Below are 11,213 nucleotides of genomic sequence, written 5' to 3' on the forward strand. Positions count from 1 at the left end.
GCGTCGACGACGCCCTTGACACGCTGGGCGTTCTCGGTCGTCGTGACGAGCAGGGCGTCGGGGGTGTCCACCACGACGATGTCGCGCACACCGATGAGGCTGATCACGCGCTTGGTCTGCGAGACCACGATGCCGCTGGAGGCGTCGGAGAGCACGCGGGCGTCCTCGCCGAGGATCGCGAGCTCGTTGCGCCCTCCCGAGGAGTTCAGCTTCGACAGGCTGGCGAAGTCGCCCACGTCGTCCCAGTCGAAGTGGCCGGGGATGACGGCGAGGCGTCCCTTCTCGGCGGCGGGCTCGGCGACGGAGTAGTCGATCGCGATCTTCTTCAGCCCCGGCCAGATGCGGTCGACGGCGGGACCGCGGAGCTCGCGGTCGTCCCAGGCCTCAGCGAGTTCGAGAAGCCCCGCGTGCAGCTCGGGCTCGTTGACGGCGAGCTCTGCCAGCAGAACGTCGGCGCGCGTGATGAACATGCCGGCGTTCCAGAGGTAGGCGCGGTCGGCGAAGTACTCCTTCGCCGTGTCGAGGTCGGGCTTCTCGACGAAACGCTCGACCGTGTACGCCTCGGGGGCACCGTCGACGATGAGCTCGTCGGCCTTCTTGATGTAGCCGAAGCCGACCGACGCCTCGGAGGGCTGGATGCCGATCGTGCAGATGTATCCGGCGCGCGCGACGGCGACCGCCTGGCGCACGGCGAAGTCGAACTGGCGGGTCTGGCGGATGACGTGATCGGCCGCGAACGAACCGATGATGACGTCGGGCTCGCGGCGAACGAGGATCGCGGCGGCCAGGCCGATGGCGGCCGACGAGTCGCGGGGCTCTGACTCGAGGAAGACGTTGTGGTCGGGAACGCCCGGCAGTTCGCGTTCGACGGCGGCGCGGTGGGCGCGACCGGTCACGACGGCGATGCGGTCCTCTCCCGACAGCGGCGCGAGGCGGTCCCACGTGTCGCGCAGCAGGGTCTGGCCCGAGCCGGTCAGGTCATGGAGGAACTTGGGGGCGTCCGCCCGCGAAAGCGGCCAGAGGCGGCTGCCGATGCCTCCGGCGGGGATCACGGCGTAGAAGTCGTCGATAGCGCGATCTGACATGGCTCCGACCATAGCGGTCCGGACTCCTTCCCTCCGACGGCCCCGCACCGGGTGAGACGGGCCCCCAGCGCTCTTCATTTATCTCGATGTCGAGAGACAGTTAGGCACCCCTTATCCTCCGCGTTCATAGGCCGGACGTAGTATTCAGGGGCGCCCGTGTGACGCTCGGGGCCGGTGTCGGCCCCCACATCGTGTTCGATCAGGGAGGACGACCGTGTCAGCACCAGCACGTGCCACGCCGTCGGTGAAAACGACCACTTCGAAGAGGCCCCGAGGCACTCTCTACCGCGGCCGAGAAGGCATGTGGTCCTGGGTCCTGCACCGCATCACCGGTGTGGCGATCTTCTTCTTCCTCCTCGTGCACATCCTCGACACGGCGCTCATCCGCGTGTCGCCCGAGGCGTACGACGCCGTCATCGGCACCTACAAGAACCCGATCATGGGTCTCGGCGAGGTGGCCCTGGTCGGCGCGATCGCGTACCACGCGTTCAACGGGCTGCGCATTATCCTGGTCGACTTCTGGCCGTGGGCCACGCGCCACCAGCGTCAGCTGTGGTGGGGCGTACTGGGCCTCTGGGTCGTCACCATGCTCGGTTTCACCCCCCGCCACCTGATCAACGTCTTCAGCGCCGTCACCGGGAGCCACTGATGTCCGTCGCCCAAGAAGCCGCCACGATCCCCGCCCCGCGCACGCCCGCCGTCCGCAAGAAGGGCTCCAACCTCGAGAAGTGGGGATGGATCTACATGCGCGCCTCCGGCGTGCTGCTGATCGTCCTCATCTTCGGCCACCTGTTCGTCAACCTGATGACGAACGACGGCATCCACCAGATCGATTTCGCGTTCGTCGCGGGCAAGCTGGCCTCGCCGTTCTGGCAGTGGTGGGACGTGCTGATGCTCTGGCTCGCCCTCATCCACGGCGCCAACGGCATGCGCACGATCGTGAACGACTACGTCACGAACGCCACGATCCGCAAGATCCTCGTGGGATCGCTGTGGATCTCCGCGGGATTCCTGATCCTGCTCGGCACGCTCGTCGTGTTCACCTTCGACCCCTGCCTCGGTGTGACCGAGAGCAGCTCCCTCTGGGACGCGTGCCAGGCGGCGTGAGCCGACGGCATCCCTTCTTTCCCCTGACAGCAGAGGCATCGCACACGTGAGCACCCAGACTTCCTCGGACTCTATCGTCAAAGACGGCGTCCACTACCACCAGTTCGACGTCGTCATCGTCGGCGCCGGCGGCGCGGGCATGCGCGCGGCCATCGAGGCCGGCCCCGGCGCGAAGACCGCCGTCATCTCGAAGCTGTACCCGACCCGCTCGCACACCGGCGCAGCGCAGGGCGGCATGGCAGCGGCGCTCGCCAACGTCGAAGAGGACTCGTGGGAGTGGCACACGTTCGACACCATCAAGGGTGGCGACTACCTCGTGGATCAGGATGCCGCCGAGATCCTCGCCAAAGAGGCGATCGACGCCGTCATCGACCTCGAGAACATGGGCCTGCCGTTCAACCGCACGCCCGAGGGCAAGATCGACCAGCGTCGTTTCGGCGGCCACACCGCCGACCACGGCAAGACCCCCGTGCGCCGCGCGTGCTACGCCGCCGACCGCACCGGCCACATGATCCTGCAGACGCTGTTCCAGAACTGCGTCAAGCTCGGCATCAACTTCTTCAACGAGTTCTACGTCCTCGACCTCATCACGGTGAAGGACGCGGCGGGCAAGACCCAGGTCTCCGGTGTCGTCGCCTACGACCTCGCCACGGGTGAGCTGCACGTCTTCCAGTCGAAAGCCGTCATCTTCGCCACCGGCGGCTTCGGCAAGATCTTCAAGACCACCTCCAACGCCCACACCCTCACCGGTGACGGCGTCGGAATCGTATGGCGCAAGGGCCTCCCCCTGGAGGACATGGAGTTCTTCCAGTTCCACCCGACCGGCCTCGCCGGTCTCGGCATCCTGCTCACCGAGGGTGCCCGAGGCGAGGGCGCGATCCTCCGTAACGCCAGCGGCGAGCGCTTCATGGAGCGCTACGCCCCCACCATCAAAGACCTCGCGCCGCGCGACATCGTCGCCCGCTGCATGGTGCAAGAGGTCGCCGAGGGTCGCGGCGCGGGCCCCCACCGCGACTACGTGCTGCTGGACTGCACGCACCTCGGTGCCGAGGTGCTCGAGACCAAGCTCCCCGACATCACCGAGTTCGCCCGCACCTACCTCGGTGTCGACCCGGTCGTGGAACCCGTGCCCGTCATGCCGACCGCGCACTACGCGATGGGTGGTATCCCCACCAACATCAAGGCCGAGGTGCTCGCCGACAACGACACCGTCGTTCCGGGCCTGTACGCGGCCGGTGAGTGCGCGTGCGTGTCGGTGCACGGCTCGAACCGCCTCGGCACCAACTCGCTGCTCGACATCAACGTCTTCGGCAAGCGCGCCGGCCGCAACGCCGTCGAGTACGTCAAGACCGCTGATTTCGTGCCGCTGCCCGAAGACCCCGCCGCCGAGGTGCGCGGACTCATCGAGGACCTCCGCAACAACAGCGGTACCGAGCGCATCGCGGTCCTGCGAAAGACGCTGCAGGACGAGATGGACAAGGGCGCGCAGGTCTTCCGCACGCACGAGTCCCTCGCCCACGTCATGGACGTCATCGCAGACCTTCGCGAGCGCTACAAGAACATCCACGTCGACGACAAGGGCAAGCGCTTCAACACCGACCTGCTCGAGGCCGTCGAGCTCGGCTTCCTCCTCGACCTGGCCGAGGTCGTCGTCTACTCGGCGCAGAACCGTGAAGAGAGCCGTGGCGGTCACATGCGCGACGACTTCCCCACGCGCGACGACGAGAAGTACATGCAGCACACCATGGCGTACCTGTCGGGAGACCCCCACTCGTCGCACCCCGCCGATCACATCGAACTCGGCTGGAAGCCCGTGGTGTTCACCAAGAACGAGGCGGGCGAGTTGCGCTACCCGCCGCTGGAGAGGAAGTACTGAGATGGCATCCACCGTCCTCGAGAACGTCGACACCTCGGACGAGGTCGAGCAGACGCCGGAAGACACCGGGATCCAGTCGTTCCTCGTCACCTTCAACATCCGCCGCTTCGACCCCGAGGTCGACGACGAGCCGCGATGGGTCGATTACGACGTGGAGCTGTACTCCACCGACCGCGTGCTCGACGCGCTGCACAAGATCAAGTGGGAGACCGACGGGTCGCTGTCGTTCCGTCGCTCGTGCGCGCACGGCATCTGCGGATCGGATGCCATGCGCATCAACGGCCGCAACCGCCTGGCCTGCAAGACGCTGATCAAAGACCTCGACATCTCGCAGCCGATCTACGTCGAGGCGATCAAGGGCCTGCCGCTCGAGAAGGACCTGATCGTCGACATGGAGCCGTTCTTCGCCTCCTACCGCGAGGTGCAGCCCTTCCTCATCTCGAACTCGAAGCCCGAGCCGGGCAAGGAGCGCGTGCAGTCGATCGTCGACCGGGAGGTCTTCGACGACACCACCAAGTGCATCCTGTGCGCCGCGTGCACCTCGTCGTGCCCCGTGTTCTGGACCGACGGTCAGTACTTCGGCCCCGCCGCGATCGTGAACGCGCACCGCTTCATCTTCGACTCGCGCGACGACGCGGGCGATTTGCGCCTCGACATCCTCAACGACAAAGAGGGCGTGTGGCGCTGCCGCACCACCTTCAACTGCACCGAGGCGTGCCCCCGTGGCATCGAGGTCACCAAGGCCATCGCCGAGGTCAAGCAGGCCGTCCTGCGTGGCGGTCGCTGACCCTCTCTCGCGAACGGCGGGTGCGTTTCGACGCCCCGCCGTTCGGCGTTTCCGGCGGGTGTCCCGATCGGTGGCCGGTTCTCCTGCGGTCCTCGCAGAAACGCGGTCACCTCGCAGCATCCCGCGCAACGGATGCGAGGATCACGACGTTCTGCGAGCAGACGACGACGGATGCCGCGACGCCTCACCCCGCACAGGCGGCGGCGCCCGACATCCACCCGTTCCCCCTTTCCGCAGAAACGCGGTCTCCTCGCAGCATCCCGCGCAACGGATGCGAGGATCACGACGTTCTGCGAGCAGACGAGAACGGATGCCGCGGCGCCCGACGCCGCACCGAGGTCGCCGGAAGCGGTGGCATCCATTCATTAGGCTCGACACGTGACCGAGAACCGCCACGACGCGCGCCCGCTGCCCGCGGTACGTGACGATGACACGTCGCTACGCGACAAGCTCGAGGCCGCGCAGACGGCCGTCCGGGAACGCCTCGACCAGCCCATCGCCCGTGCCGCGCGGATCGCGCAGTGGTTCCCCATACGGGTGTGGCGGCACTTCCTGCAGCACAACGGTTTTCTGCTGGCGGCGGGGATGAGCTACCAGGCGCTGTTCGCCGTCTTCTCTGCGCTGTATCTCGCGTTCGCCGCCGTCGGTCTGTGGCTCGGCGGGAGCACCACGGCCGTCGTCGGCCTCATCCGCATCGTCAACAGCTACATCCCCGGCCTGATCAGCGAGAACGGTCTGGTCAAACCCGAGCAGGTCGAAGAGGCGACGCAGCAGAGCGGGAGCCTGCTGACGATCACGGGACTGGTGGCCGTCGTGGTGGTCGTCTGGACGGCGATCGGATTCGTCACCTTCACCCGCCGCGCGGTGCGCGACACCTTCGGGCTGCCGTTCGACATGCGCAATTACGTGATGCTCAAGGCGCGCGACTTCGTCGCGTCCATCCTGTTCGGCATCTCCCTGCTCGCCGGAGCCCTGCTCGGCACCGTGACGACCGGAGCGATCGACCTGGTCTTCAGCCTCATCGGGTGGAATCGCGAGACCGCCGGATGGATCCTCGGGGCGCGCGCCGTGTCGCTCGTCGTCGCCTTCGGCATCAACACCGTCGCTCTCGCCGCGCTCTTCCGCTTCCTCACGGGCACGACCCTGTCGTGGCGACGCGCGTGGCCCGGTGCCCTCGTCGGAGCGACCGGAATGGTGCTGCTGCAGGTCGGTGCCGGGTTCCTCGTCGTGTACACACCGACGAACCCTCTGCTGTCCACGTTCACGGTGCTCATCGGTTTCCTGCTGTGGTTCCGTTTCATCGGGATCGTCATCCTGGTGTCCGCCGCCTGGATCGCGGTCGCTGCGGGAGACAAGGACGTGCCTCTGCGCTCCCCCGAGGATCGCCGCGCGATGGAACAGGCGGCGCTCGTCATCGCCGCGCAGGTGGGGGTGCGGGAAGCGGAGAAGACACTCGCCCTCGCGCGCTGGCCGTGGCGGTGGCGTGCGCGGCGACGGCTCGCGGCGGCGGAGAAGACGCTGGCGCGCGCTGAGGCCGACGTTCCGGCGCCCCGCCGCGTGTCGTTGATGCCCGACTGAGCGCTCCACCCGCCTGGCGCAGCGGGTCCTCGGCCGAGCGAGCGGGCGCCCGCGGCGACGTCTGAGGTCGCGGTTAGGCTCGACGGGTGGCCCGTTCCGTACGCATCGTCTCCGTCAACGTCAATGGCATCCGTGCTGCCGTCCGCAAGGGTATGACCGAATGGCTCGACGCCTCGGGTGCCGACATCGTCGCCCTGCAAGAGGTGCGGGCGACCGCCGAGCAGCTCGCCGAGGCGCTCCCCGGCTGGCAGATCGTCAACGACGAATCACTGCAGAAGGGCCGCGCGGGCGTGGCCATCATCAGCCGACTGCCCGGCGTCGAGACGCGCAGCCACCTCGGCCCCGAGCCGCTCGACGCGTCCGGCCGATGGATCGAGACAGATTTCGACATCGACGGCGAGACGGTCACCATCGTGAGCGCCTACGTCCACAGCGGTGAGGTCGACACTCCGAAGCAAGACGCGAAGTGGCTCTTCCTCGATGCCATGGAGCAGCGCCTCGAGGCCGTGAAGTCCGAACGCGAGCTCGCCCTGGTCCTCGGCGACCTGAATGTGGGGCACCGCGAGCTCGACATCAAGAACTGGCGCGGCAATCGCAAGAACGCCGGATTCCTGCCCCGCGAGCGTGCCTACTTCGACCGCTTCTTCGGCCCGGCCGGCGAGAAGGTCGAGAGCGTCGACGGATCGGTCGGCACGGGGCTCGGCTGGGTCGATGTCGGACGCCGCGAGATGGGCGAGGTCGACGGGCCGTACACGTTCTGGTCGATGCGCGGGAAGGCGTACGACACCGACAGCGGCTGGCGGATCGACTACCACGTCGCCACCCCGGCGTTGGCGGAGCGTGTCACCGCGTACCGCGTCGATCGCGCCCCGTCCTACGACACGCGCTGGAGCGATCACTCCCCGGTGATCGTCGATTACACCCTCGGGCTCTGATCGGCGCCCTGCAGGCCGACGCCGGCGCGTCGGACGCCCTGCAGGCCGAGGCCCGTGCGTCGGACGCCCTGCAGGCCGACGCCTGTGCGTCCGGGCCGGGTCGGGCGCCCGCGCTGCGTACCGCAAGGGCTCTGCGGCGTTCGGTGCGCAGCCGGGCCCCGCGCATCGACGATCCGGTCGGGAGGGAGCACGACCGTGCGCCTCGACCGCCACGTGGCGGCACCTAGGATCGAGAGGTGACTCAGCAGCGCCTCTACTCCGGAATGCAGCCCTCCGCCGACAGCCTTCAGATCGGCAACTACATCGGGGCCCTGCTGCAGTGGCGCGAGTTGCAAGACCAGTACGAGGCCTACTTCTCGGTCGTCGACCTGCACGCCCTCACTCAGCCCGGCGACCCCGCGGAGCGTCGCGAAAAGACCCGCCGCACCGCCGCGCAGTACATCGCCGCGGGCATCGAGCCCTCCCGCTCGACGCTGTACGTGCAGTCGCACGTGCCGGCACACGCGGAACTGCAGTGGGTGCTGTCGACCCTCACGGGCTTCGGCGAGGCCGGACGCATGACGCAGTTCAAAGACAAGTCGGCCCGCTACGGCGCGGATGCCACCAACGTCGGTCTCTTCACCTACCCGGTGCTGATGGCCGCCGACATCCTGCTGTACCAGACCGACGTCGTACCCGTCGGCGACGATCAGAAGCAGCACATCGAGCTGACGCGCGACCTGGCAGAGCGCTTCAATCAGCGCTTTGGAGAGACCTTCACGATTCCGAAGCCGATGATCCAGCGTGAGACGGCCCGCATCTACGACCTGCAGAACCCCACGTCGAAGATGTCGAAGTCGGCCGAGTCCGACGCCGGCGTGCTGTGGATGCTCGACGAGCCGAAGGTCAGCGCGAAGAAGATCATGCGCGCGGTGACCGACTCCGAGGGCGCTGTGCGCTTCGACCGCGACGAGAAGCCGGGCGTCTCGAACCTCCTGGTGATCTACTCCGCGCTGACGGGACGCGAGATCACCGCGATCGAAGACGAGTACGCCGGCCGCGGATACGGCGACTTCAAGAAGGGCCTCGCCGAGGTCGTCGTGAACGAGTTCGAGCCGGTGCGCGCCCGCGCGCTCGAGCTGCTCGACGACCCGGCAGAGCTCGACCGCGTGCTGGCCGTGAACGCCGGGCGGGCGGCATCCGTCGCCGAGAAGACCCTGGCCGACGTCTACGACCGCGTCGGTCTGCTGCGCCGCGGCTGATTCCTCCCGGCAGTCACGGCGCCCCCGCATCTTCCGGTGCCGGACGTCACGAAGCCGGACCGCGTCCGGCCGCGACACAACGCAGGAGACGAGCGCGCGCCGCCGCGTCGAAGTGGCGACGCGGCGGCCAACTTGGTGCCGATTCTCCTGCGTTGTGTCCGGCGAACGGACCGGGCCAGACTCCGCGGAGCCGGCCCGCCGGCAGACGCAAGGCGGATGGTCACCCGGTCAGCAGGGCCCTGCATCGCCCGGCCACAGAGTCGAGCGTCGCCCGGCCGGTGGACACAGTGCAGGACTCTTGCCGCTTCCCGAGGTCCGTCGGCCGTCTGGCCGGCCCGTATGGCTCGAATCTCCTGCGTTGTGTCCTACCGGTGAGCACCGCCGCGCCGGAGTCCCTGCACGGCACGCCGCAGCACCTCCGGTTCGGTGAAGATCATGTTCGCCGTGGGACGGATCACGGCGTATCCGCGTTCGGCCAGCAGCAGGTCACGCAATCGATCCCGCTCCTGCGACTCCCAGCCTCCGTGGTGTGCGCGGCTATCGCACTCCACGACGATCCACTCGTCCACGAGCAGATCGACGCGACCGACGCCGTCGATCGACACCTGAACCTGCACCCTGCACCCGAGACCTCTCAGCAGCAGTCGTGCGATGCTCTCGGAGCCCGCCTCGGAGCGACCGTCGAGAAGCGACGCCAAAACCGCGTACTTCGCGGGAAGTCCCGCGAAGATGTCGTGCACGTCCGCTGCGGAGATTCGGCGCTGGTGGAGGGCGTTGTCGAGCATGGCGACCGATGCTCGGGGACTTTGACAGCTGACGGCGACCCTGAGCGCCTCTGCGAGGGGTATCGAATGCGCGACTCCGTGTGCACCGTCACGCCAGTGCACGACGACGTCTGGGTCGTGCGCGAGACGCCGACGGCGCGAGACAGGTGAGCGCAACCTCCCCCGCGTCGGCTCGACCTGGACGTGCAGCCTCGTGCGATCCAGGACGAAGATGCCGGACGCGGCGACCGCGGAGACGCAGTCCAACCGCCCGCCCACGCGTTGTGCCGCGACGACCCTCTCCCCTGCTCCGGCGACGAGGTAGACGTCGCGTCTGGCGCGGTAGAGGGCACCTGTGGCCAGGGCCTCGCGGATCCCGGCGCGACTTGCACCGCCCGCCCGCAGATCGGCGTAGGAGATGGTCGAATCCAGGGGGAAGTCAGAGGAGTGTTCGGGTCGCATCCGCCCACCATCCTCGACCCGTGGACGCGTCGCGGACCGCGGGTCACAGAGTGTGCAGAGTCCCCGGGATTGGCCGCACGGGGAGGACCCGGGGAGACACAACGCAGGAGTACCGGATTCGACACGGTCGGACGGCGCCGGATCACGCGCAGTCTGCAGCGGAAGTCCTGCGTTGTGTCCCGGGCGGCGGGAAACCGGCGCACACGCCCGGACGCGGGTGGCGGCGAACCGTCGCGCACTCCCGGACCGTCGATGGGTCTGCGCGGCAGATCCGAAGGACGGCACGCAAGACCGTTCGCGATGTCGGGGGCACGTGGGAGCATGGGCGCATGCCGGAGATGCCAGAGGTCGAAGGGCTCGTCGAGTTCCTGCGCGGTCGCATCACGGGGCTGCGCGTCGACAAGGCGACCGTGTCGGCGATCAACGCGCTGAAGACCTACGACCCGCCGCTGACGGCGCTGGTCGGCTCCACCGTCACGGCCGTCGACCGCCACGGCAAATTCGTCGATGTCACGACGGATGCCGGCATCCATCTCGTCTTCCACCTCGCCAAGGCGGGCTGGCTGCGCTGGTACGACACGTTGCCGTCGACCATCATCAAGCCCGGCAAGACGCCGATCGCCCTTCGCGTGGGCTTCGACGACGGTTCCGGCTTCGACCTCACCGAGGCGGGGACGAAGAAGTCGCTCGCCGTCTACGCCGTCCGCTCCCCCGACGAGGTGCCCGGGGTCACGCGCCTCGGTCCCGATCCGCTCGGTCCCGGGTTCGACCGTGAGGCGTTCGGGGCGCTCCTGACCGACCGTCGCACGCAGATCAAGGGCGTGCTGCGCGACCAGTCGATCATCGCGGGGGTCGGAAACGCCTATTCCGACGAGATCCTGCACGCGGCCAAGATGTCGCCCTACGCCCTGGCCGCGAAGCTCACCGACGACGAGGTCGATCGTCTCTTCACGGCGATGACCGAGACCCTCGCCGAGGCCGTTGCCGAGGCACGAGGAAAACCACCGGCTCAACTCAAGGATGCCAAGAGGCGGGGCATGCGCGTCCACGGCCGCCGCGGTCAGGCGTGTCCGGTCTGCGGCGACGAGGTGCGCAGTGTCTTCTTCGCCGACAACTCGCTCGAGTACTGCCCCACGTGCCAGACGGGCGGCAAGCTGCTGGCCGACCGGCGCCTGTCGCGGCTGCTCAAGTAGGGCAGCGTAAGGCCCCGGTCCTCCTCCCGAGGGTGCGCGGTGCGGGCACCGACGGATGGCACGTTCAGCGACTCGACGCCGAGGAGCACGCCCACGAGTGACCACCGAGCTGGACGCGACGCGTTCCACGCTGACCCCGTGCCGGGCGGGCACGCCCGCTGACGACGTCGCGGGCAGGCCCGCCC

The 11,213-nt window shown here is 68.2% G+C and carries 10 protein-coding genes; 8 read left to right on the plus strand and 2 right to left on the minus strand.

What is annotated here, in order from left to right:
• Positions 1-1,085, minus strand: a 1,085-nt coding sequence (locus tag RWP81_RS09275; protein ID WP_314455223.1) for a mannose-1-phosphate guanylyltransferase, incomplete at its 3' end; no start/stop codon positions are given.
• 214 nt (positions 1,086-1,299) lie between these two features.
• Between RWP81_RS09275 and sdhC the strand changes: the two genes are divergently transcribed.
• From sdhC to trpS, 7 genes are all read left to right on the plus strand, one after another.
• Entirely contained in the window at positions 1,300-1,734 is a 435-nt protein-coding gene (gene sdhC, locus RWP81_RS09280; RefSeq protein ID WP_082485057.1) for a succinate dehydrogenase, cytochrome b556 subunit, read from the plus strand.
• Positions 1,734-2,192, plus strand: coding sequence for a succinate dehydrogenase hydrophobic membrane anchor subunit (locus tag RWP81_RS09285; protein ID WP_055958598.1), 459 nt, complete (start codon positions 1,734-1,736; stop codon positions 2,190-2,192). Before sdhC ends, RWP81_RS09285 begins: the two co-directional genes overlap by 1 nt.
• A gap of 46 nt (positions 2,193-2,238) precedes the next feature.
• Positions 2,239-4,068, plus strand: a complete 1,830-nt coding sequence (gene sdhA, locus RWP81_RS09290) for a succinate dehydrogenase flavoprotein subunit (protein ID WP_314455230.1) — start codon at positions 2,239-2,241, stop codon at positions 4,066-4,068.
• Between the two features lies 1 nt (position 4,069).
• Positions 4,070-4,855, plus strand: a complete 786-nt coding sequence (locus RWP81_RS09295; protein ID WP_314455233.1) for a succinate dehydrogenase iron-sulfur subunit — start codon at positions 4,070-4,072, stop codon at positions 4,853-4,855.
• 378 nt (positions 4,856-5,233) lie between these two features.
• Positions 5,234-6,433 carry a YihY/virulence factor BrkB family protein gene (locus tag RWP81_RS09300; protein ID WP_314455235.1) on the plus strand — a complete coding sequence of 400 codons (1,200 nt, stop codon included), beginning with the start codon at positions 5,234-5,236 and terminating at the stop codon, positions 6,431-6,433.
• A gap of 86 nt (positions 6,434-6,519) precedes the next feature.
• A complete protein-coding gene (locus RWP81_RS09305) occupies positions 6,520-7,368 on the plus strand; it encodes an exodeoxyribonuclease III (RefSeq protein WP_314455238.1) in 849 nt (282 codons plus the stop codon).
• Positions 7,369-7,604: 236 nt separating this feature from the next.
• Complete coding sequence (gene trpS / locus RWP81_RS09310) at positions 7,605-8,609, plus strand: tryptophan--tRNA ligase (RefSeq protein WP_314455240.1); 1,005 nt, start codon at positions 7,605-7,607, stop codon at positions 8,607-8,609.
• Between the two features lie 365 nt (positions 8,610-8,974).
• Here trpS and RWP81_RS09315 read toward each other — a convergent pair whose 3' ends face one another.
• Entirely contained in the window at positions 8,975-9,394 is a 420-nt protein-coding gene (locus tag RWP81_RS09315) for a DUF559 domain-containing protein (protein WP_314455243.1), read from the minus strand.
• Positions 9,395-10,164: 770 nt separating this feature from the next.
• Here RWP81_RS09315 and RWP81_RS09320 point away from each other — a divergent pair.
• Positions 10,165-11,028 carry a DNA-formamidopyrimidine glycosylase family protein gene (locus RWP81_RS09320; protein WP_314455246.1) on the plus strand — a complete coding sequence of 288 codons (864 nt, stop codon included), beginning with the start codon at positions 10,165-10,167 and terminating at the stop codon, positions 11,026-11,028.
• The last annotated feature ends 185 nt before the right edge of the window (positions 11,029-11,213 follow it).

This window comes from uncultured Microbacterium sp. (assembly GCF_963521695.1).
Classification (GTDB): domain Bacteria; phylum Actinomycetota; class Actinomycetes; order Actinomycetales; family Microbacteriaceae; genus Microbacterium.

Coding starts and splice junctions, on each gene's coding strand:
- RWP81_RS09285 (WP_055958598.1), top strand. CDS start 1,734: ATGTCCGTCGCCCAAGAAGCCGCCACGATCCCCGCCCCGCGCACGCCC.
- RWP81_RS09295 (WP_314455233.1), top strand. CDS start 4,070: ATGGCATCCACCGTCCTCGAGAACGTCGACACCTCGGACGAGGTCGAG.
- RWP81_RS09315 (WP_314455243.1), bottom strand. CDS start 9,394: ATGCTCGACAACGCCCTCCACCAGCGCCGAATCTCCGCAGCGGACGTG.
- RWP81_RS09320 (WP_314455246.1), top strand. CDS start 10,165: ATGCCGGAGATGCCAGAGGTCGAAGGGCTCGTCGAGTTCCTGCGCGGT.